Annotated in this window: 8 protein-coding genes; 5 read left to right on the forward strand and 3 right to left on the reverse strand. The window is 71.2% G+C overall.

Translation table 11 applies throughout. The annotated features are described in order from the left end of the window. Positions 1–275: 275 nt before the first annotated feature. Positions 276–5,540 (reverse strand): amino acid adenylation domain-containing protein, encoded by a 5,265-nt coding sequence (locus ACQEVJ_RS03990; protein ID WP_433097265.1) that lies wholly within the window; start codon positions 5,538–5,540, stop codon positions 276–278. 186 nt (positions 5,541–5,726) lie between these two features. On the opposite strand from ACQEVJ_RS03990, the gene ACQEVJ_RS03995 reads away from it, so the two are divergent. Genes ACQEVJ_RS03995 through ACQEVJ_RS04005 form a run of 3 tightly spaced genes read left to right on the forward strand, consistent with a single transcriptional unit; the run spans position 5,727 to position 13,539 of the window. Continuing rightward, complete coding sequence (locus ACQEVJ_RS03995; RefSeq protein ID WP_433097267.1) at positions 5,727–11,735, forward strand: amino acid adenylation domain-containing protein; 6,009 nt, start codon at positions 5,727–5,729, stop codon at positions 11,733–11,735. Further along, positions 11,732–11,899 (forward strand): MbtH family protein, encoded by a 168-nt coding sequence (locus ACQEVJ_RS04000; protein ID WP_204050578.1) that lies wholly within the window; start codon positions 11,732–11,734, stop codon positions 11,897–11,899. The genes ACQEVJ_RS03995 and ACQEVJ_RS04000 overlap by 4 nt, the downstream gene beginning before the upstream one ends. Continuing rightward, positions 11,896–13,539, forward strand: coding sequence for a condensation domain-containing protein (locus ACQEVJ_RS04005; RefSeq protein WP_433097270.1), 1,644 nt, complete (start codon positions 11,896–11,898; stop codon positions 13,537–13,539). The genes ACQEVJ_RS04000 and ACQEVJ_RS04005 overlap by 4 nt, the downstream gene beginning before the upstream one ends. A gap of 5 nt (positions 13,540–13,544) precedes the next feature. Here the strand turns inward: ACQEVJ_RS04005 and ACQEVJ_RS04010 are convergent, their stop codons facing one another. Next, positions 13,545–15,299 (reverse strand): glycoside hydrolase family 15 protein, encoded by a 1,755-nt coding sequence (locus tag ACQEVJ_RS04010; protein ID WP_433097272.1) that lies wholly within the window; start codon positions 15,297–15,299, stop codon positions 13,545–13,547. Between the two features lie 1,017 nt (positions 15,300–16,316). On the opposite strand from ACQEVJ_RS04010, the gene ACQEVJ_RS04015 reads away from it, so the two are divergent. Next, complete coding sequence (locus tag ACQEVJ_RS04015; RefSeq protein ID WP_433097274.1) at positions 16,317–18,944, forward strand: ATP-binding protein; 2,628 nt, start codon at positions 16,317–16,319, stop codon at positions 18,942–18,944. A 129-nt stretch (positions 18,945–19,073) separates the two neighbouring features. On the opposite strand, the gene ACQEVJ_RS04020 is transcribed toward ACQEVJ_RS04015, so the two are convergent. After that, positions 19,074–19,283: a hypothetical protein gene (locus ACQEVJ_RS04020; RefSeq protein WP_433097276.1), complete on the reverse strand. Its 210-nt coding sequence runs from the start codon at positions 19,281–19,283 to the stop codon at positions 19,074–19,076. A gap of 252 nt (positions 19,284–19,535) precedes the next feature. Between ACQEVJ_RS04020 and ACQEVJ_RS04025 the strand changes: the two genes are divergently transcribed. Next, a complete protein-coding gene (locus ACQEVJ_RS04025; RefSeq protein ID WP_433097278.1) occupies positions 19,536–23,972 on the forward strand; it encodes an HAD-IC family P-type ATPase in 4,437 nt (1,478 codons plus the stop codon). The last annotated feature ends 25 nt before the right edge of the window (positions 23,973–23,997 follow it).

Raw genomic sequence — 23,997 nt, forward strand, 5'->3', positions numbered from 1 at the left:
GGGTATCAGCGCGTTTGCCGTCTGGCCAAGCCGGCGATCCTCCTCGGCGGGCTTCGTGAGATCGAGGTGGAGACGACTGATCGCACGGCCCTTCGCAGTCATCACTCGCTTCCCGCTCGGACAGAAGTGAGCGGCGATGGGATGCGATCCTCCGATCGACGGCGCTGCGGCTCCACAACTACCCGTGCTACGGTCGCGCCCCGATCTCGCAGAACGCCATGCCTCCGATCTGCCGAAACCTGCCGTTGTGCCGGTCTCGGCAGCCGTGACCAGGCTCAGTGAACGGCCGTACGGCGGCGGACCGCCTCCAGGCCGATGACGTCGTCCGGCGGCGCGTCCGGCACGTCGTGGTCGAACCGGGCCAGCACCCTGACCTTGAGCGCCACCAGCGCGATCACGGCGATGGCCAGCGCGAACACCACGTACATGAACGCCACGCCCCGGCCCTCGCCGACGCCGATGACCTGGCCGACCGTGCTCGCCAGCGGCCCGTCCGGGGCGAGCAGCGGCTCGAACAGCGAGGTCCCGTACGGAGCGACCAGGCCGAAGCCGATCGGCAACGTGGACCAGGCGACGAGGGTGTTGAGCGCGATGACCCGGCCGTGGAACCGCTGCGGCACCTTGACCTGGATGATCGTGGCGTAGACGCCGTTGACCAGGGTCAGCGCCAGCGACATGCCGAACGCTCCGGCGGCGATCACGATCAGGCTCTCCTGCAGGCCGGTGACCAGGCAGAACGCGGCGAGCACGAGCGTGGCCAGCAGCACGCCCCGCATCCGGAGCCGCCGCGGCCCGCCCCACACCGTCATGGCGAGGCCGCCGAGCAGGACGCCGAGTCCTCCGGCGAAGGACACCCGCCCGACGTCGGACAGGGTGGCGAAGCCCAGCACGAGCGGGGTGAGCAGCAGGAACAGCGGCGACAGGAAGACGTTCAGGCAGGCGAAGAACAGCAGCATGCCACGGAACCCGCGCTGCCCCCACGAGTAGCGGAAGCCCTCGGCCATCTCCCTGACCAGGGATTCGCGCCGCTTCCAGCCCATCGCGGAGGGGAAGCGGACCAGCAGCACCGAGCACAGCGCGAAGGCGTAGCTGGCCACGTCGATGATGAGGATGCCCCTGATGCCGATCGCGGACATCAGTCCGACCGCGACCAGCGGCACGATCAGTTGCGCGGTGCCGGTGACCACCTGGAGGACGCCGTTGGCGTGCCCGAGGTAACGCTTGGGCACGAGCTGCGGCACGGCCGCGCCGTACGCGAGCCGCTGGAACGTGAGCGCGACGGACAACAACGCGAGCAGCGGGTAGACGTGCCACACCTGGATGTGACCGGTCCACAGCAGCAGGCCGAACGCGAGCTGGGTGCCGCCCGCGGCGGCGTCGCCGGCCAGCATGACTTTCCGCCGGTCGTAGCGGTCCACGATCGCCCCGGCCAGCGGCGCGACGAGCATGCCGGGCACCAGCGCGATGACGGAGAACAGCGCGAAGTTCACCAGCGAGCCGGTGGTCAGGTAGATCCACAGGGGAATGGCGAACTCGGTGAGCGAGGAGCCGATGATCGAGACGAGCTGCCCGGCGGCCACCGCGCCGAACCGTTTCATGCTGGGCCGGGGTCCGCGCGCTGTCACGGGGGTGTCCGTCCCGGCGGTGGAGGTGGCGTGCAACCACCACGACCGGTCGCGGTCCTCGATCTCGGCGGTCCGCCCGGCGGCGATGGCGGCGCGGGTGCCGGTGACGATCTCGGCCAGTTCGCCCGCCCGGTGCTTGACGAAGAAGTGGCCCGCCTCGTCCAGGACGACGACGGCCGTCTCGCCGGTCAGGTGGTGCCACTCCAGGTAGCGCTCCTGGTAGAACTCGGTGGCCGGGTCGCGGTCGCCGACGACCGAGATGATCGGGGCGCGCAGCGGCTCCGGGCTCTCCGCGAACAGCCGGGTGAAGTACGCCTCGGCGTCACGGGTGCCCTGCCGCCGGTTGCGGATGATCGCGGCGAGCTGGTCGGGGTCGAGCTCGTCGATGTCCAGCCCGGCCGCGACGAGCGCGTTGGCCCAGACGCGGTCGCTGCGCAGCCGGTCCGCCAGGTCCCGCAGCGGCGTCATGATCGTCTTGGGCCGGGCGAACGGGAAGCCGCCGCCCAGGTAGAGCGCGTCGACCGGCCGCCCGGCCGCCTCCAGCCGCCGGGCGATCTCGACGCAGAGCATCACGCCGAGCCCGCAGTGGCCGTACAGGGAGAGCGGGCCGGGCACGTCGGCCAGGATCTCCCTCACGCAGGCGTCGGCGACCTCGGCGACCGGGCGGGTCTCCTCGTCCAGGCCCCACTCCTGGCCGGGCACGGCGACGGAGTGCAGCGCCCAGTCCGGCGGCAGCGCGTCGGCGAGCGGCTGGTAGATGGCGGCGCTGCCCCCGCCGTACGGCACGCAGACCAGGCTGGCGGAGACGGCGCGGGCCGGGGTGAGCCGGTTGAGCAGCTTCCTGGGGCCGTCGTCGGGCGCGGCGGCTTTGGCGGCGAGGGCGCGGACGGTGCGGTGCCGGAACAGGTCCATGATCGTGACTGGGCGTTCGGTCACGCCGCGCAGCCGGGCCACGACCTGGGCGGCGAGCAGCGAGTGGCCGCCCAGCTCGAAGAAGTCGTCCTCCGCGCCGACCCGGTCGAGTTCGAGCACCCCGGCCCAGACCTCGGCGATCGCGGTCTCCAGCGAGGTTTCCGGCGGGACGTATCCGCCGTCCTCGTCGGGACGGTCGGCGCCCGGCTCCGGCAGCGCGGCGCGGTCCACCTTGCCGTGGGCCTTGAGCGGCAGCCGGTCCAGCCAGACGTACCTGGCCGGGATCATGTACTCGGGCAGCCGGTCGGCCAGATACGCGCGCAGGTCGGCGACGCTCGCGCGTTCCCCGGTCAGGTAGGCGACCAGGCGGTCGCGGCGCAGGTCCACCACCGCCTGTCCGACGGCCGGATGCCCGGTCAGGACCTCCTCGATCTCGGTGAGTTCGACCCGGTAGCCGCGTACCTTCACCTGGAGGTCGCGGCGGCCGAGGAACTGGAGGTCACCGGAGGGCAGCCAGCGGCCGAGGTCGCCGGTGCGGTACATGCGTGATCCCGGCTCGCCGTACGGGTCGGGCAGGAAGCGCTCGGCGGTGAGGGCGGGGCGGCCGAGGTAGCCCCTGGCCAGCCGGTCGCCGCCGAGGTGGATCTCGCCGATCACCCCGATCGGGGCGGGTTCGCCGCGTCTGTCCAGCACATACGCCCTGGCTCCGGGCAGCGGACGGCCGATGGGCAGGGTCTGGGTCTCCTCGGCGCCGGTGACCTCGTGGGTGGTGACGCCGACGGTCGCCTCGGTCGGCCCGTAGTGGTTGACCACGCGCGGCCCGTGCAACGATCCGGCCCACGCGGAGGTGGACGCCTCGCCGCCGAGCACCAGGAGCTTGCGCGGCAGCACGCCGGGACCGTCCGGGCCGGCCTCGGCGATCAGGGAGGCCAGGTGGGAAGGGGTGGCCTTGAGGTAGTCGGTCCCGCTCAGCGTCTCGGCCAGTTCGGCGGCGGGTCTTCTCGGGTCGAGCAGGTGCAGCGTGCCGCCGGTCATCAGCGACAGGTAGAAGATCGTGATGCCGAAGTCGAACGACAGGGACTGCATCAGCGCGTACGAGCCGCCGGGTTCGACGGCGAGCCGTTCCCGGACGCCGGCGAGGTAGGTGAGGACCTGGCGGTGTTGCACCGCGACACCCTTGGGACGGCCGGTGGTCCCGGAGGTGTAGATCACGTATGCCAGGTCGGCGCCGGTCAGGCCGGGGTCGGCGGGCACGTCGCCGGGTGGCAGTCCGGCCAGCAGGTCCTCGGTGACGGTGACCCGCACCCCGGCGTCGGCGGTCATGTAGGCCAGCCGGTCCTCCGGCTGGGCCGGGTCGAGCGGGACGTAGGCGCCGCCGGCCTTCAGGACGGCCAGGACCGCGACGGCCAGGTCGGCCGACCGTTCCAGCCGGATGCCGACCCGGGAGCCCCTGGTCACGCCGAGACTCTGTAATCGACAGGCCAGGGAGTCGGATCTGTCGGCGAGGGCGGCGTAGGTGAGCGACTGGCCGTCACAGGTCACGGCCACGGTGTCCGGCGGCCCGGCGACGAGGTCGTGCAGGAGTTCCCGGCCGAGCGGGGCCGGGGCGGGGGAGCGGGAGAAGGCGAGGACACGTTCGCGTTCGCCCTCGGCGAGCAGGGGCAGCTCCGACAGCCGCAGGGACGGGTCGGCGAGGGCGGCGCGCAGCACCATCCCGAGGTGGGTGGCCATCCGGGCGGCCGTGCCGGGGTCGAACAGCGCGGTGTTGTAGGTGAGCTGGCCGCTCAGCCCACCGGGCTTCTCGAACAGGTAGAGCGACAGGTCGAACCTGGCGATGCCCGCCTCGACCGGGAAGGCCGACAGCGCGGCGCCGACGGAGGGGCCGGTGGCGGGGGCGGTGAAGTTCTGCAGGGCGAGCATGACCTGCACGACCGGGGACCGGCTGACGTCGCGTTCGACGTTCAGCTCGGTCACCAGCCGGTCGAACGGCAGGTCCTGGTGGGCGTAGGCGTCCAGGGCGCGGTCGCGTACCCGGGTCAGGAGTTCGGCGAAGGTGGGGTCGCCGTCGAGGTCGGCCCGCATGGCGAGGGTGTTGACGAACATGCCGACGACGCCGTCCAGCTCGGGCAGGCCGCGCCCGGCGATGGGTGAGCCGACCGCGAAGTCGGTCTGCCCCGAGTAGCGACCGAGCAGCGCCTGGAACGCGGCGAGCACCACCATGTACGGGGTGGCCCCCGCGGCGAGGGCGGGTCTGGCCAGATCGACGTCCAGCTCGAACCGGTGGGTGGCCCCGGTGTGGCCGAGCACCGGCGGCCTGGGCCGGTCGGCGGGCAGGTCGAGCACGGGCACCCCGGCGAGCCGGTCCCGCCAGTGGGCCACCTCGCGTTCGTGGCGGCGGTCGCGCTGCCAGGCCGCGTAGTCGCCGTACTGGACGGCGGGCGGCGGCGGGGTCCGGCCGCCCATGATCTCGAACAGCTCGCGCATGATGATCTCGAACGACCAGCCGTCGGTCACCAGGTGGTGCGCGGCGAGCATGAGCACGTGGTCGCCGGGCGCGAGCCGGACCAGCAGGGCGCGGACGAGTGGCCCGGCCGTGAGGTCGAACGTCCTGGTCAGCTCCCGTTCGACCAGTTCGCGGGCCTCGTCGGGGCCGGCGGCGTCGGCGGTCAGGAACTCGGCGCGCGCCTCCTCGTCGATCAGCACCTCGGGCAGCCCGTCCGGTGTGGTGCGGAAGCGCATGCGCAGCGCCTCGTGACGGCGGACCACCTCGTGCAGGGAGCGCTCCAGGGCGGCGGCGTCCAGGTCGCCGGCCACGCGGACGGTGAGCGGCACCGTGTAGACGGTCGTGCCGGGCGCGTACTGCTCAAGGAACCAGATCCGTTCCTGGGCGGGGGAGAGCGGCGCGGCGGTGCCCGGGGGTCTCGGTGTGATCGTGACCGTGCCGTCGCGGCGCCGCAGCCGCTGCGCGAGTAGCGCCTTCTTGTCGGCGGACAGCGTGCTCACCGTGCCTCCAACTGGTTTCCGTCAGGGAAATTAACTGGAAAGTGTCTTTACAGTTAGCGCCGCGACGGCGAGTGTGACACACCCTCGGGCCATGCGTGAAGAGGCTTGTTCGCAGGCAGTCCGGTGTGATTCACTAACGCCCGCCGCAAGACTGTAAATAAACCTTCCTATTTTGGCGGTCGCATCGTGGCACAGGCCCAGCCGCTCTCGTACGGTCAGGAAAGGCTCTGGTTCCTCCACCGGCTCGACCCGGAGGACCACTCGTACAACACCTGTCACGCCTACCGATTACGCGGTGACCTCGACGTCGGACGGCTTGAACGCGCGTTCACCGCCGTCGTCGCGCGGCACGAGACGTTGCGCACCCGGTTCGAGGAGATCGACGGCCGGCCGGTCGCCATCGTGCTCCCGCCGGAACCCGTCACTCTGGAACGCTTCGAGACCGACGGCGAGGACGAGGCCAGGCGGCTCGTCGCCCGCCGGGCCAACACGCCGTTCGACCTGTCCGCCGCCCCGCCGGTACGGATCACCCTGGTCAGGATCGCACCCCGCGACCACGTGCTCGCCGTGGCGCAGCACCACATCGTCGCCGACGGCATCTCCGTGGCCGTCCTGCGGGACGAACTGGCCCATCACTACGGCGGCGGCGACCCGCTGCCCCCGCTGCCCCTGCAGTACGGCGAGCACGCGCGGGCGGAACGCGCGGCCGACGACGGGGCCGACCTCGAATTCTGGACCACCAGGCTGGCCGGGGCGCCCGCCCTGGAACTGCCCCCCGACCGGCCCCGCCCGCCCCGCCGCACCGGCAACGGCGGCGAGATCCGGTTCACCCTGCCGCCCGGCTTGGCCGCACGGGTCGCCGCCTTCGCCCGCGAACGCCGCTGCACCCCCTTCATGGTGCTGCTCACCGCCTACCAGGTGCTGCTCCACCGGCACAGCGGCCAGACCGACTTCTGCGTGGGCTCGCCGGTGTCCGGACGCGACCGCACCGAACTCGAACCCATGATCGGCTTCCTGTCGAGCACGCTGGTGCTGCGGGCCGACCTGTCCGGCGAACCCACGTTCGGCGAGGCGCTGACCCGCACCCGGCGCACGGTCATCGAGGCCATGGGCCACGCCGGGATCCCGCTGGAACGTCTGCTCGGCGCCCTCGACATCGCCAGAGACCTCAGCCGCACCCCGCTGTTCCAGACCATCTTCGGCCTGCACGCCCAGAGCGGCGAGCACAGCGAAGGACCGCTGCCCGGGCTACGCGCGGAACCGTTCCCGCCCGGCTGGATCGCCGCCCGCACCGACCTGTCCCTCGACCTGTGGCCCACCGAGGACGGCGGCTACCTCGGCGTGCTCATCTACGGCACCGACCTGTTCGACCGGGACACCGCCGCCCGGCTCGCGGCCAGGTTCGAGACCCTGCTCGACTCGGCGCTGTCCGCCCCCGACCGGCCGGTCGGCACGCTCGGCATCCTCCCCGGCGCGGAACGCCGCGCCCTGCTCGCCCACGACACGGAGACCCCGCTGCCGCCGGTCACGCTGGTGGACCTCTTCCTCGACCAGGTCGCCCGGCGGCCCGACGCCGTCGCGGTGGGCCCGGCCGACGGCGGCCTCACCTACGCCGGCCTGGCCGCCCGTGCCCGCGGTCTCGCCGTACGGCTGCGGGACCGGGGCATCGGGCCCGGCTCACTGGTCGCGCTCCGGCTCGACCGGGGCCCGGAGATGCTGGTCGCCCTGCTCGGCGTGGCCATGTCCGGCGCGGCCTACCTGCCGGTGGACCCGGCCTACCCGCCCGCCAGGGTCGCCTACGTCATCGAGGACTCCGGCGCGTCGCTGGTCCTGACCACCGCCGACCTGGCCGACGTTCCGCCCAGCGACGAGGAGGTGCCGCGCCCCCGGCCACGGAACACCGCGTACGTGCTCTACACCTCCGGCTCGACCGGCCGTCCCAAGGGCGTCGTCGTGCCGCACCGGGCCCTGGTCAACTTCCTGCTCGCCATGCGCCCGTTCGCCGGGAACGCTCCCGGCCAGACCTGGCTGGCGCTGACCTCGCTCGCGTTCGACATCTCCACCCTTGAGATCTACATGCCGTTGATCACCGGCGGCCGGGTCGTGGTGGCCGACGACGCCAGGGACGGGCACGCCCTCGCCGCGCTGATCGCCGACCAGGGCGTCACGCACGTCCAGGCCACCCCGTCCGGCTGGCGGGTCCTGCTCGCGGGGAAGGCCCTGGACCACGCCCGGATCACCGCGTTCGCCGGGGGCGAGCCGCTGCCGCTCCAACTCGCCCGCGAACTGCGCGCCGGAGCCGTCCGGCTGGTCAACGTGTACGGTCCGACCGAGACCACCGTCTACTCCACCGCCTGGGACGTCCCGCCCGAGCCGCACGAGATCTCCATCGGCCGTCCGGTGGCCAACACGACCACGTACGTGCTCGACCCGGCCGGGGATCTCGCGCCCATCGGCGTGCCGGGAGAGCTGGTCATCGGCGGCGCCGGCGTGGCCACCGGTTACCTCGGCCGTCCCGCCCTGACCGCCGAGCGGTTCACGCCCGACCCGTACGGACCGCCGGGCGGGCGGCTCTACCGCACGGGCGACGTGGCCAGGCGGCGCGCGGACGGCACGATCGAGTTCCTCGGCCGGGCCGACAACCAGGTCAAGATCCGTGGCCACCGGGTGGAACTCGGCGAGGTCGAGGCCGTCCTGGAGACCCACCCGGCCGTACGGCAGGCCGTGGCCGTGGCACGCGGCGGGGAACTGGTCGCCTTCGTCGTCGCCGACGGCGACATCTCCGGCCTGGCCGCGCACGCCGCCACGGAACTGCCCGGGCCGATGGTGCCGCGTGTCCTCGTCCTGGACACGCTGCCGCTCACCCCGAACGGCAAGGTGGACCGGGCGGCGCTGCCCGACGCGGAACCGGTGGCGACCGTGGACACGACGCCGCCGCGCACCCCCGCCGAGCGGCTGGTCGCGGACGTGTTCGCCGAGGTGCTCGGCCTGGACGCGGTCGGCGCGCACGACGACTTCTTCGCGCTCGGCGGGCACTCGCTGCTCGCCACCATGGTCACCGCCCGGCTGCCGGTGCGGATCCCGGTGCGCGAGGTGTTCGCTCGGCCCACGGTCGCCGGGCTGGCCGAACTGCTCGACGCCGGGCAGGCCGGTCCCGGCGACGTGCCGCGCCCGCGCGGCGGCATCGACGCGCCGCTGTCGGCCGGGCAGGAACGGCTCTGGTTCCTCAACCGGCTCGACCGCGACGGCGACGCCGCGTTCAACATGTGGCTGGTCCGCCGCCTGCGCGGGCCGCTCGACACCGGCGCGCTGGAACGGGCCTTCACCGAGGTCGCCGGCCGGCACGAGAGCCTGCGCACCCGCTTCCCCGACGTGGACGGCGATCCCGTCGCGGTGATCGAACCGGCGGGACCCGTGCCGGTCGAACGGCTGGACGCGGACGGGGAGCCCCGGGCCGCCGCGCTCGTCGCGGACCGGGTCAACACGCCGTTCGACCTGGCCGCGGGGCCTCCGCTGCGGGTCACGCTCATCCGGCTCTCGTCCGAGGACCACGTGCTCTGCGTGGTCATGCACCATGTCATCGGCGACGGCTGGTCGCTCAACCTGCTGCTCGACGAGCTGGCCGACGCCTACTCGGGACGCCCGCTGCCGCCGGTGCCGCTCCAGTTCGGCGACGTCGCGGTCTGGCAGCGCGGGCGCGACCTGACCGGGCTGCTGGAGTACTGGCACGACCGGCTGGCCGACCCCACACCGCTCGACCTGCCCGCCGACCGGCCCAGGACCACCGCCGGGCCCGGCCGGGCGGAGCGGGTGTCCTTCCGGCTGCCCGCCGCCGACGCCGACGCGCTGTCCGCCATGGGCCGCCGCAGGGGAGCCACCCTGTTCATGACGCTGGTCGCGGCCTACCAGGCGTTGCTGGCCCGGCACACCGGCCGCACCGACATCCTGGTCGGCACGTCGGTCGCGGGCCGGGACACGGTCGAACTGGAGTCGGTCGTCGGCTATCTCACCGACGTGCTCGTCCTGCGCGGCGACCTGGCGGGCGACCCGACCTTCGCCGGGCTGCTCGGCGAGACCAGGCGGCGGGTGCTTGACGCCTTCGCGCACCAGGGCATCCCGTTCGAGCAGCTGGTGGCCTCGCTCGGCCTGGAACGCGACCTCACCAGGACGCCGGTCTTCCAGACCATGGCCATCCTGCACACCCAGGACGCGGGCCGGGTGCCCAGGTCCTTCCACGGCCTGGCCGCCGGGCACTTCCCCGGCGGGCACGACCGGGCCAAGTTCGAGCTGATGCTGGAGGCCTGGCACGACGACGGCGACCTGCTGGTCGAGCTGGAGTACGACTCGGCGCTCTTCGACGCCGAGACCGTCGCCGCCCTGGCAGCCCGGCTGGAGGTCCTGCTGCGCGACGTGGCCGCCGACCCGGACCGGCCGCTGTCGGCGTTGCCCATGCTCACCGGCGCCGACCGGGACTTCCTGCGCTCGGCGTCGCACGGCCCGGCACTGCCCGCCACCCCGCCGGTGCCCGCGCTGATCGCCGAGTCCGTACGGACCAGGCCCGGCGCGGTGGCGATCGGCTGCGGGGGGCGCGAGGTCACCTACCGGGAACTGGACGGCCTGGCCGAGGCGAGTGCCACGGAGATCAGGGCCGCGGGGATCCCGGAGGGCGGCATCGCGGCCGTGCCCGCGGAACGTTCCCCGGAGACCGTGGCCGCCCTGCTCGGCGCGTGGCGGGCGGGCGCGGCCTACCTGCCGGTGGACCCGGCGCTGCCCCGCGGCCGGCGTGACCTCATGGCCGCCGAGATCGACGGCGTCGCCGCCGACGGAGCCGCGTACGTCGTCTACACCTCCGGCTCGACCGGCACGCCCAAGGGAGTGATCGTCGATCACGACGGACTGGCCGCCCGGGTCGCCTGGATGCGGGACGACTACGGCCTCGGCCCGGCCGACCACGTCGTCCAGTTCGCCGCGCTCGGCTTCGACGCGCACGCCGAGGAGATCTTCCCCGCTCTGGCCTCCGGGGCGCGGCTGGAACTGCTGCCCGATGGGGCGGTCACCCTGCCCGACCTGCTGCGAACCCCCTCCGGGCAACGGGTCACCGTGCTCGACCTGCCCACCGCGTACTGGCACCACCTGGTCGGCCGCCTCGACGAGGTGGCCTGGCCGCCGTCGCTGCGCCTGGTCATCCTCGGCGGCGAACAGGTCCAGGCGGCGGCCGTGGACCGCTGGCGGGCCAGGTTCGGCGACCGGGTCAGGCTGGTCAACACGTACGGGCCGACCGAGGCGACGATCATCGCGACCGCGGCGGACCTGACCGGCTTTGGGACAGGGGAGCGCCCGCCGATCGGCCGGCCTGTCGGCGGCGTCACGGCCGTGGTGCTGTCCGAGCACGGGGTCCCGGTGCCGCCGGGCGCGCCGGGCGAGTTGTACCTGGGCGGGGCGGGCGTGGCCCGGGGCTACCTGCGCCGGCCGGGCGGGACCGCCGAACGGTTCGTGCCCGACCCGTGGGGTCCGCCCGGCGCACGGCTGTACCGGACCGGCGATCGGGCCAGGTGGCGGCGGGACGGTCAACTGGAGTTCCTCGGCCGCCTGGACGACCAGGTCAAGGTGCGCGGGTTCCGGGTCGAGCCCGCCGAGGTCGAGGCGTGCCTGCTCGGCCACCCCCGCGTACGGCAGGCCGCCGTCGCGGCCGGGGACGACCGGCTCGTCGCCTACGTCGTACCGGAGGGGGAGGTGGACCCGGCCGAGCTGGCCCGGTTCGCGGCGGCGGAACTGCCCGCCCACCTGGTGCCCTCCGGCTGGATCGTGCTCGAGGCGTTGCCGCTGACCCGGAACGGCAAGGTGGACCGGGCCGCGCTGCCCGCCCCTGCCGCCGAGGAGTTCACCCGGCGGTCCGGCCCGGTGCCGCCCCGCACGGACGCCGAGGCCCTGGTGGCCGACGTGTACGGCGAGGTGCTCGGTCTCGGCGAGGTCGGCGCGTTCGACGACTTCTTCTCCATCGGGGGCCACTCGCTGCTCGCCATCCGGGTCACCGCCCGGATCAGCGCGATCACCGGGGTGGAGGTGCCGATCCGGGCCGTGTTCGAGGGACCGACGGTCGAGGCCCTGGCGGAGACGGTCGAGGAACTGCTGGTCAAGGAGCTGGCCGCGCTCTCCGACGAGGAGGCGGCCCGCCTGGCGATGGAGGCCATGTGAACTACCAGGTCGTGGTCAACGACGAGGAGCAGTACTCGATCTGGCCCGCGGACACCCCGCCACCGGACGGCTGGCGGGCCGAGGGCGTCGCCGGCGACCGGGAGGAGTGCCTGCGCCACATCGAGCGGGTGTGGACCGACATGCGCCCCCGGAGCGCCCGGTGATCCCGTTACGCGGCCTGGCCGCCCGCTACACCGGCCGCGAACGGGTCGGCCCGGCGACCATGGGGCAGGTCAACATGGTCCGCTGCGTGCGCGTCGACCCGCCCGAGCACATGAACTACGAGGTCGTGCGGAATCTGCCGCAGGGGACCACGTACCAGGGGGTGGCCGACGCGGTCGGCCTGCTGATGTCCCGGCACGAGTCGCTGCGCACGACGTTCCACGACGGGATCCAGCGGGTGGCCGGCGACGGCGAACTCACCGTCGAGGTCCACCCGGCCGGGGACGGGGTGATCGGGCGGGTCGCGGCGGACCTGCGTGGCCGCAGGTTCGACGTCGCCGCCGAACTCCCGCTGCGGGTCGCGGTGATCGCCGGGGACGACGGGCCGGAACAGGTCGTGCTGGTCACCACGCACAGCACCGTGGACGCCGTCGGCCTGGCTCTGCTCGCCGCCGACTGGGAGGAACTGGTCCGGGGCCGCACGCTCGGCCCGACCGCCCTGCAACCGGTGGACGTCGCCACGATGGAGGGCAGCTCGGCCGGCCTGCGCCGGGCCGACGCGGCCCTGCGGTACTGGCGGACCCAGCTCGGCCGGATTCCCCGCTCCACGCTCACCGTCACGGTGGACGACCGCGATCACGACTGGTCGTTGCCCCGGCTGCGGGTGCGCTCCGCGGCGGTGGCCGCCGCGCTGGCCCGGATCACCGCGCGCACCGGGATCAGCCGGTCCGGCGCGCTGCTCGCCGCGTTCGGCACGCTCGCCGGGCTGCGCGCGGGCCAGCCCGTCTGCCCGATCATCTCCATCTCCGCGAACCGGTTCCGGCCCGAGCTGCGGGAGTACGTCGGTCCGCTGGCCCAGGACGCGCTGATCCCGATCGACCTGACCGGGCCGGCCTTCGACGCCGTGTTGCGGGCCACCCGGGCCGCCTCGCTGGCCGCGTACCAGAACAGCCGGTTCGACTCCGCCGCCCTGGTACGCATCATGGAGGAGGTCTCGGCCGACAGGGGTGTCTTCTTCGCCAGGGACCTGGTCTTCAACGACATGAGCGCGGCCGCGCCCGCCGGGCCGCCGCTCCGGGGCGCACCGGCGGAGCGGGCACTTGGCGAGGAGCCGGACATCCGGTCGGCGTGGTTGCCGGACGAGACGCTGCCCACCCGGGTCTCGCTCTGGGTGAACCGGCTGGAGGGCGAGGCGGACGTGACGCTGTGGGCGGACCCCAGGTGCCTGCCCGGGGCGGACACGCTGCTGCTGGGTGAGGGTGTCATGCGGCTGCTGGCCGAGGCGGGCCGCCGGGACGTGCCGCTGGCCGACCTGCCCGGCATCACCGGGATCACGCCGCTGCCCAGGGACGGCGAATGGCTGGTCGCCGACTCGTGCTGGGTGGACCTGGCCGAGGTCCGGCGGCTGGTCGCCGACGCCGTGCCCGGGCCGTCATCGGTCTCGGCGGTGCCGGACGAACGGCTCGGCCACCGGCTGGTGTGCCACCTGGCCGCGCCGGTCACCCCGGAGGAGGCGCACGCCGCGTGCCTGGCGCTGCTGCCGGGCCGGATGGCCGCGATCGCGCCGCACCACTACGTCGTGGCCGGGGTCACCGAGGGGACGGGCCGTCCCGCCCCGGCCGAGGTCCCGGTCCCGGGCTGACGGCTCTAGCAGAGCGCCAGGGCCGTATGGATCAGCTGGAGGTGGGTGAACGCCTGGGGGAAGTTGCCCAGATGGCGCCCCTGGACGGGGTCGTACTCCTCGGAGAGCAGGCCCACGTCGTTGGTGAGGGCCAGCAACCGCTCGAACAGGGCCATGGCATCGTCCTTGCGGCCGACGAGGTCGAGCGCTTCGGCAAGCCAGAAGCTGCAGGCGAGGAAGGCGCCTTCGGCCCCGGGCAGGCCGTCGATGTCGTTGCTCTCGGAGATCGGATAGCGCAGCACGAAGCAGTCGGTCATCAGCTCGCGCTCGATCGCGTCGATCGTGCCGACGACCCGGGGGTCCTCAGGGGGCAGGAAGCCGACGATCGGGATGAGGAGCAGCGCCGCGTCGAGTTCGCGAGAGCCGTACGACTGGGTGAACGTGCCGCGTTCGCGGTCGAAGCCCCTGTGACAGACCTCGGCGTGGATCCGGTCCCGCATGGCCCGCCAGCGCTTGAGGGGACCGATGTGGCCGAGCTCTTTGATCGCCCGTACCTGCCGGTCGGCCGCCACCCACGCCATGACCTTGGAATGGACGAAGTGCCGCCGCGGGCCGCGGATCTCCCACAGGCCCTCGTCAGGCTGGGACCAGCTGTGCTCCAGGAAATCCATCAGCCGGCAAACGATGGACCAGGCGTAGTCGTGGGGCGGCATCCCCAGCTTGCGGGCCCGGTAGAAGCAGTTGAGCACCTCGCCGTAGACGTCGAGCTGGAGCTGGCCGGCCGCGGCGTTGCCGATCCGCACCGGCCGGGAGCCTTCGTACCCGGAAAGCCAGTCGAGCGTCTGCTCTGGCAGGCGCCTTTCGCCTGCCACGCCATACATGATCTGGAGGTCCTCCGGGCGGCCCGCGACGGCGCGGAGCAGCCAGTCGAGCCAGGCGCCCGCCTCGGTGACGTATCCGGATTCGGTCAGGGCGTCGAGTGTCATCGCGGCGTCGCGCAGCCAGCAATATCTGTAGTCCCAGTTACGCACCCCGCCGAGATTCTCGGGCAGCGACGTGGTGGGAGCCGCCACGATGCCGCCGGTCGGGCTGTAGGTGAGCGCCTTGAGCGTGATGAGGGAGCGGACCACCGCGGCGCGGTAGCGGCCCGGGAGCCAGCAGCGGGAGACCCACCTCTCCCAGAACAGGCTGGTCTCGGTGAGTTGTTCGATGGGGTCGATGCAGTGGGGTTCCGGCTGGTGCGACGGGTGCCACGTGAACACGAACGACTGGCGTTGCCCTGCGGCGATCGCGAAGGTGCCGGTGTGCCGGTCGCCGCTGCCCTCCAGGTGGAGGGGAGCGTCGATCCACACCGAGTCGGGCCCGCCGATGGCGTGGAGGCGGCCGTCGAAGCGGCGAGCCCAAGGGACGATCCTGCCGTAGTCGAACCGGATGCTGATCTCTGCGGTCATGTCCACCGTCCCGGACACGCCCTCCACGATCCGGACCAGGGCGGGGTTGGCGTGCCGGGGAGGCATGAAGTCGATGACCTTGACGGTCCCTGTGGAGGTCTCCCATACGGTCTCGAGGATCAGAGTGTCATCGGCGTACGCGCGTCGCGTGGCCATCTCGTGCCCGGTGGGGGCCAGCCGCCAGAACCCGTTGGACTCGTCGCCGAGGAGCTTGGCGAAGCATGCGGGGGAGTCGAACCGGGGAAGGCAGAGCCAGTCGATTGATCCGTCGCGACCGACGAGGGCGGCTGACTGCGTATCCCCGATGAGGGCGTAGTCCTCGATCCGCATGTGGACCACGCTACTCGCCGGGCGACGCGTCATCGCTCGGGCGTGTCTTCGTGTGAGGGCCTGTGCGAGCGGACGCCAGACCTTCATGAACACCTAGGCTAAAGCCTTGCTACCACCTCGCTGCTTGGCTGAGGGGGCGCAGGGCGAGACCGGGCCGCTGATCCTCTCGGCCGCGTTGCTGTCGTAAGTGAGTTCATGCCTGCCCATCAGTTCCGCCCGCTCGAAGATCAGACGCGAGCGTCAGCGAACCGCGATCGCTCCACCATGTAGTCGATTCGGGTGGTCGGGGGCTGACTGGTGAAGTGGAGCGTTCAAAATCATCCGTGGATATTCCGTGAGCGGTGTTTCACGCCAATGCGCAGCTGTAGGCAGCTGCATGCCAGTGATCGCGAAATATCCGTGAAGTGATCTTAACCGCCTTTTGTCAGGCCAGCCCACCCATACGAACAGGCCCTCGGATCACTCGACACCCTCCAGACGGTAGCCCTGGCATCCACGCACTTGGCGTAGACGCGTTGCTGGACCTCCACGCTATGTGTTGGGCCACCTCGATTGACGGCCCGTGTTCAGCCGGAGCGAGACGGCCGCGTGCCGCAGGTCATACACCGGATCAAGGTTGTTTTCCAGCATCGCCGCAAAGCCCTACCTGTCCAATTGGGGCAACTTCAGACTGCGGCTTGACGAGGTGAACTTTACCTCCGGAATCACACCGACCTTAGACGGGGCCGGAGGGAAGAAGGGCAGCAGAAAAGCGCCGCAGCCATGCCAGCCTCCGATATTGTGGTGCCATCGGACATCGCGGATAAGGCCTGGGATGATAAAAGCTCCTTCGCTGACAAACGCGCTGTCGTTAGATGGTGGACGAATTGGCTCTTTATAAGCTACAAGCCCCAGTTCCACCGACCTTCGAACGTCCCTTGGCACCCACCACTGGCTCGCTTAAGATCAGGCTACGGCACCTACCTCCTTGAGTCTTTGGGCACCGCTGCCGAGCGGAGGCCAGCGTCTGGAGGACATGTGAGAAGCAGCGCCTTCGTCGGCCGCGCGGAGCATGTGGGCGCACTAATGGAGCTGGCCGAGAACGTCTGTTGCGGGCAAAGCCGCGCATTGGCGGTCGAAGGCCCGCTGGGGATCGGCAAGTCTGCACTGCTCGATGAGTTCACGCGTCGAGTGCGGGAGCGCATGGCGGAACCCGTTCTCAGGGTGATTCGTGCCAGATGTCAGCCGTTTGTAGGTGAGGACAATGCCTACGGGCCTGTGATGACTCTCTTCGATGCCCTTCAGCCGCTGACGACCACTCGTCGCATCAAAGATGCGACAGTCCAGCACCTGCCGGAGCTCGTAGGAGCATTGCCTGCAGTGGGTTCGATGCTTGCGGTCGCGATGCAAATCACCCGAGCCGCAATCGATTCCAGCTCTGTTCAGGGTGACAGCTTGCAGGCGTACCGGCAGAGCGCGGCCCGTGGTCTCGCATCGGCGTTGCTTGATGCACTGCTGGAAGCGGGGCCCACCTTGCTGCTGATCGACGATGTGCAATGGCTCGATCCCAGCAGCCTGTTGATCTTCGACCATTTGATGGAGGAGTTCTGGGGCAGCCCTGTCGGCCTTGTACTGGCTCACGAAACGGATCAAGACAGTGAGCCACCGCTCGCCCAAGGGGCCGTGAAGGAGCTACTCGATAGGTGGCACCTGCGGGGACGGCTGGAGCGAACCACGCTCCGCGGGCTGCCAGACGACGCCGTGGCTGAACTCGTACGCCTCCACCATGGCGCTCCCGTATCCCCGGCATTTCTGGCCCGGCTAAGCCAGCTTACCGGTGGACGGCCTGCCTATGTCGCCCAGCTCTTGCCACTGATCGATACCGATGGCGGTCTCGACGGCCCGCTACCAGAGGCCTTGTACCGTGCAGTTCGGCGACCAATTGCGCGTCTGGAGCCCTCTACACGTGAACTGCTGGTCACGGCGGCTACCCAGGGAGGGACCTTCCTGGCGTCAGTGGTGGCTCGGACGGCCAGCCAAGAAGAAGACGAGGTTCAGGACCAGTTGTACTGGCTCTCCCGGGAGCGTGGACTTATCACAGCGGTGCCAAGTCCTTCTTGGGCGCCCGATACTGACTGCTATCAGTTCGACAACCTCCTGCTGCAGATGGAACTGTACGCAGAGCAGAGTCCTGGTCGGCGTCGGCAACGCCATACACAAATAGCTAAAGCGCTCATGGCGGCCAGCGATGAGCCTCCACTGGTGGCCCGGCTCGATCGCGCCCGGCACTTCCGCATGGGCGCCCCACACCCGGCCTCTGGACCTGAGCATCTCAAACTAGCCAGGGAAGTGGCGGTCAACGGCCTGTCCTTTCCCGAAGCAGAATCGCTCTGCCGCTTCGCAATCCGCGAGATCGAGCGTCTGCCAGAGCGGGCAGCTGACCGGGACTACCTGCTAGCCAAGGCCATAGAGCTCTTGCTCAATCTCACCGAGGTGCAGTGGCACGCGCGGCGACGCCCTGAGGGCGACGACTTGGAAGCACTAGCCGCGCAGGCAGAGGAAGCGGCCCGCCGCTGTGGCGACCTTGTACTGACTGCCCGTACAGTCATGCTCCGAGGCAAGGTTCTTCTACATACCCAGGGTTTGGTGCCCTCGCTGGAAAAGCTAAGGCAAGCGGTCGAGCTCGCCAAGGACACTGACGATCCTCTGGCGCTCTTCATCGCCCTCGCCGAGTACGGACGCCAGTTGCCTAAGCGCAATTTGACCGACGGCCTTACGGTGCTCCGGGAAGCGCAACGACTCTACGAGACCGATGCACGGCTACATGATCTGTCCGATCCTGTCGTTCGTCATGCCCGCAATCTCACTGATATGCAGCTCGGGGTGAATCTCTTCGACGCGGGAGATTTCGGTACGGCGCTGGAACATCTCACTGCATGCGTGGAACGGCTCCGTGGAGATCCGCTCCGCGCGGAGTTGCCTATCGCGCTCAACTATCTTGCTCAGCTGTACTCGGCCATGGGGAACTCAGACGCCGCAGAGAACGTCCTGCGAGAAGCCCTCGCCTTCGAAGAAGACCGCGGTGGTCCCAGTGGCTGGCACGCCTACAACAGCGCTCTTCTCGCTAAATTGATGGCACGCGACCCATCTCGCAGGCATGCCTGTCGGCCGATGCTTGCTGCGGCGTGGAGGGAGACCGAGCAGACCTGGCTACTCAACCTGGTCCCTATCGTCCGCAATCTCTACGCCGAAGTATTGCTCCTGCTGAGTGACACCGATCCAGGTCTGCTGGGCGAAGCACTGCGACTAGCCGGAGACACCATAGCGGAGACCCGACGAACAGGCATGATCCGGAGCGAGGTCGCAGCGCTGTCCCTATCCAGCAGGATGTATCACCTGCGCGGTGAGACTGAAGCCGCTGCATCATTGGCCCGGGAGACCCTCAGCATGCTCCAGCGAGTGGGAGACCTTCCTGCGCTGCGTACCGAAGAGGTCCTCCACTACGCAGCGGAGGTACTGGAAGCCGTGAGCGATCAGGAGACCGCCAGCCGGCTGCGCACAGAAGTTCAGAACCGTATACGCCGTATCGCCGCTACCCTCACAGACCCAGCACAACGAGACCGTTACTTGCGACAAGCGCTGATCACCAACAAATTCACACCCTAGAGGTACGGCCGCGCTCACTGGGCTGCTCTCAGCGACCTGCGGCTGCATGGTGCCGGAAGCCGCACCCGAAGGGGAACCGCAGGTCAACTAGGCGCCCCCGGCCAGGCGCGACGCAAATCTACGGCGCTCTCACCGGTGGTTTCCTCGGGTCGCCTCGTCGTAGAGACCCGCACCGAGGTAGCCAGGGGAGGTACGGCGCGATGAAGCCGTAGGTGAAGTCGGCGATCCACAGGTGAAGTCCCGCTTGACCAGGTCGGCCGCCCGCTGATGCCCAGGGCCGGGAATGGTGGTGCGGATCTTCTTGCCGCCGCGGGCCCCGTGCAGGCCCAGGGCGCGCATGCGCTTTGTCCTATTCGGGTCCGGGTCAGGCGAGACGGACCCCGGTCCAGCCGCCGGTTGTCGCGTACTCCCGGCCAGACCAGGCGTCGGCCCCCGAACCGGGGTCACTTTCCGGAATCCGGGGCGACGTGAGGTGTGAACTTTGCGCGTGGGTGGGGACAGGTTGGACGGGCTTTTCCTGCGGAGGCACAGCGCTGCACCGTGCTTCATCACTGCACCGTGCTTCATCAGGGGTGGTTTCGGGGGATGTCGATGTCATTGCTGGCGGCGTTGCGATTACCGGTGCTCCTGCCGTTGAAGGCGGTAGAGGCCGGTCTCGCCGGGGCGCGTGGTGTGGCGGATCTGGCCGGGCAGCTGGTCGGTCTGCCGCGTCGCGGTGTGTGGACCCGGCCGGGGCGGTGCTACATCGAGCTGCGCGGCGTGAACGCTCCGGGGGGCGCACGCGTGGCTCGGCTGGTGGAGCGCGCGCTTGAGCGGCATCCGGGTGTGGTGTGGGCGCGGGTGAATGCGCCGTCAGAGCGGGTGGTGATCGAGCTGGCCTCGCCTCCGCCCTCGGAGCGTGAGCTGATCACCTTGGTCGCGCATGCGGAGGCCCACGGCAGGGCGCCGGAGGAGGAGGACTACGAGGAGTGGTGCCCGGAGCCGCATCATCCGTGTGAGGGCCCGCGGACGCAGCAGTCGGTCTGGGCCTTGGCCGCGGATGGTGTGGGCTTGGCGGTGTCCCTGGTCACCCGGCTGGCGCCGTGGACGCCGCTGCCGGCCGAGGTGGCGGCACTCGCCGGGGCGATTCAATATCATCCGTGGTTGCGCCGGCTGGTCGCCCATGGCTTGCACGGTCAAGAGCAGGCCGAATCGGTGCTGCCGGTGGTCAGCGCACTGGCCCAAGGGGTGGCCACCCGCGGCGGCGGGTTGGTGCTGGATGTGGCTCAGCGCCTTTCCCAGTGGCGGGAGGCGCAGGCGCACAGCCGGGCGTGGGACGCGGCGGAGCCCCAGCTGGTATCCGGACCGCAGGATGCGTGCGCCGAGCCGATCGTGGTGGAGCGGCCCGGGGAGGCTCACCAGGACTCTGTCGCGCGCTATGCCCAGAGGGCCATGGGGATCAGCGCGGTGATCGGCGCGATGACCGCGCCGTTCGCCGGGCCCCGGCGCGGGCTGGCGGTGGCGCTGGCCGGCGTGCCGAAAGCGCCGTCCGCCGGGCGGGAGGGCTTCGCCACCAGCCTCGGCCGGTTCCTGGCGCTGCGCGGCGTGATCGTCATGGATCGTGGTGCGTTGCGCCGGCTCGGGCAGGTGGACACCGTGGTGCTGGATGAGCAAGCGCTACGCGATGAGGGATTCCAGCTCGCCGAGTTGGTGCTGCTGGACGGCACGGATCCCGAGCGCGAGCGGACCCGCGACCGGCTGTTCGAGCTGTTCGACCCCGATGCGGCCCTGCAGGTCCGCCGCGACGACGATGGCTGGGTGCTCGGCCCGCTGGACGAGTTGGATCTGAGGGGGCGTACGGGACGACCGGTTGCGGACCGGCTGCGCCGGCAAGGCTGCGAGCGGCTGCTAGGCCTGGCCAAGGGACACCGGCTGCGTGCTGTGGCAGGGCTGGCCACGCAGGCGGCGCCGGTCGTGCAGGCGCTGGCGGCGGCCGCTCGCCGAGCCGGGGTACGCGTAGTGGTGGCCGGCGACCGTGCCGAGCGGGCATTCGACTTCGCCGACGCGGTCATGCCGGCGGGAGGACGGCTGGTGGCGACCGTTCGTGAGCTGCAGGCAGACGGCGCGGTCGTGCTGCTGGTGTCGGGGAACCGCCGGGCGCTGGGGTCGGCCGACTGCGGGATCGGGGTGTATCCCGATGACGCCCCACCGCCGTGGGGCGCACACCTGCTGATCGGCTCCGACCTGGAGTCGGCGGTGCTGGTCGTGGACGCTGTGGGTGTCGCCGCACGGGTCGACCGCGACAGCGACATGCTGGCCGCGGGCGGCAGCGGTGTCGGCGCGGTCGCCGCGTTGCGGGCTCCCGCCCGCCAGGCGTGCGCGCGGGGAGCCGCGGCCGGCAATGCCGCCGGGGCCGCCGCCCTCGGCTTGGGCCTGTGGCGCGCCCGGCAGTTGCTGTCCCATCCGGTCGCCCCGCCCGTCGCGGCCACGTCATGGCATGTGATGCCCGCCGATCGGGTGCTGGCGCGGTTGGGCACGAGCAGGGACGGCCTGACAGGCCAGGAGGCCGCCGCCCGGGCACGTGCCCGGCGCCGGCGCGACGAAGTGGTGCGCACGAGCCTGCCGTCGGCCTTCATCGATGAGCTGGCCAACCCCCTGACACCGGTGCTCGCCGCCGGGGCCGCGTTGGCCGCGGCGACGGGATCCAGAACCGACGCCGCCCTGGTGACCGCGATAACCGGCACCTCGGCGCTGGTCGGCGCCATCCAGCAGGTCAGGACCGACCGGGCGCTGGCCACACTGCATGCCCGCTCCGCGATCGGTGCGCGGGTACGGCGCGGCGGCCTCGAGCGGCTGGTCGCCGCCGAGGATCTGGTGCCGGGGGACGTCATCATGATGCGGCCGGAAGACGTCGTCCCCGCCGATTGCCGGCTGCTGGAGGCCGAAGGGCTGGAAGTCGATGAATCGTCCTTGACGGGGGAATCCGTCCCAGTGGTGAAGGACCCCGCGCCAGTGGCCGCGACGCAGATCACCGACCGCCGCTGCATGCTTTACGAGAGCACCACGATCTCCGCGGGACGGGCACTGGCCGTTGTCGTGGCCACCGGGGCGGCCACCGAAGCCGGGCGCAGCATGGCCACGGCCCGTCAGGCCGCCCCGACGACGGGCGTGGAAGCGCGACTGTCTTCGCTGACGAAAGCCGCCCTGCCCGTGGCGTTCGGATCGGCGGCCGCGGTTGTCGCCGCCGGACTGCTGCACGGGCGCCACCTGACCGACACCCTCTCCTCTGCGGTGAACCTCGCCGTCGCCTCCGTTCCCGAAGGGCTGCCGTTCCTGGTCAACGCCGCACAGCTGGCCGCCAGCCGCCGCCTGGCCGATGAGGGCGCCCTGGTCCGCAATCCCCGCACCATCGAGGCACTGGGACGCGCCGACGTGCTGTGTTTCGACAAGACCGGCACCCTCACCGAGGGCCATCTCCAGCTCGCACTGATCAGCGACGGCGAGCACGCCCTCACACTGGATCGGCTCGACATCCGGCACAGGGCAGTCCTGGCCGCCGCGCTGCGCGCCACTCCACCGGCGCGGCAGGCCGAGCCCATGGCCCACCACACCGACCGCGCGGTGGCTGCCGGAGCCCGTCGTGCGCGCGTCGCCGTACGCAGAGGAGCCCCCCGGTGGAGGCGCACCGACACCCTGCCCTTCGAGCCGTCCCGCGCCTACCACGCCACCGCCGGGCGCACATTACGAGGCGTCCTGCTCAGCGTGAAAGGCGCACCGGAGAACGTGTTGTCCCGATGCAGCCACCGGCGCCTGGGCGACCAGATGACCACGCTGGACGAAGACGCCCACAAGCGACTCGCCGCGACGGCCGAGGACCTGGCCGCCGCTGGACGCCGCGTCCTGGCGGTGGCCGAACGCACCCTGAGCCCGGACGAACAACTCACCGACGACGCCGTGAACGGCCTGGTCTTCCTCGGCTTCATCGCCCTGGCCGACCCGGTACGCGCCAGTGCCGCTCCAGCCACCGAACGGCTGCACGAGGCCGGCGTGCAGACCGTCATGCTCACCGGCGACCACCCCGCCACTGCCGACGCCATCGCCACTACCGTCAGCCACAGAGCCGACCTCACCGTCTGCACAGGACCGGAACTGGACAGACTCGATGACGACGATCTGGACGCTCTGCTGCCGGGGGTCGACGTGATCGCCCGGTGCAGCCCGCACCACAAGGTCCGTATCGTCCAGGCGTACCAGCGTATGGGACGAGTCGTCGCGATGACCGGCGACGGCGCCAACGACGCCCCCGCCATCCGGCTCGCCGACGTCGGCATCGCCCTGGGACGGCGCGGCACACCCGCCGCCACCGCGGCCGCCGACCTGGTCGTCAGTGACGACCGCCTGGAAACCATCGTCTCCGCCCTCATGGAAGGCCGGGCGATGTGGGCCTCGGTCAGATCCGCACTGGCCATCCTCATCGGCGGCAACCTCGGAGAGGTCTGCTTCAGCGTCCTCACCGCCGCACTGGCCGGCAACGCGCCGCTGAGCGCACGACAGATCATGCTGGTCAACCTGCTCACCGACCTGGCTCCGGCGCTCGCCATCGCCGTGCGTGAACCGGCCGCGGAGACCGGCGAGCAACTCCTGCGGGAAGGCCCTCACCACTCCCTGGGCATCGCGCTGACCCAGGAAATCCTGCAGCGCGGCATCACCACCGCCGTCGGCGCCTCCATGGCCTGGGCCGCGGCCCGGGTGACCGGCAGGAAACGCCGCGCCGGCACTGTGGCCCTGGCGGCGCTCGTCGGTACCCAGCTCGCGCAGACGCTCACCGCGGGGATCCTGGACCGCAACATCCTGCTCGCCGGCCTCGGCTCGGCCGCGGTCCTCGTCGGCGTCATCCAGACTCCCGGCGTCAGCCAGTTCTTCGGCTGCACGCCGATGGGGCCCTTCTGCTGGGGCATCGCACTTACCGCGATCGCCACAGCCACGCTTCTCCACGCAGCCCTGAACCGTGTGTCCCGGCGGACAGCCCACCATCTGGCCACGCCGTAGGCGTGATATTCGTCCCCCCGCCGCT

Source organism: Microbispora sp. CA-102843 (assembly GCF_050936215.1).
Lineage (GTDB): Bacteria > Actinomycetota > Actinomycetes > Streptosporangiales > Streptosporangiaceae > Microbispora.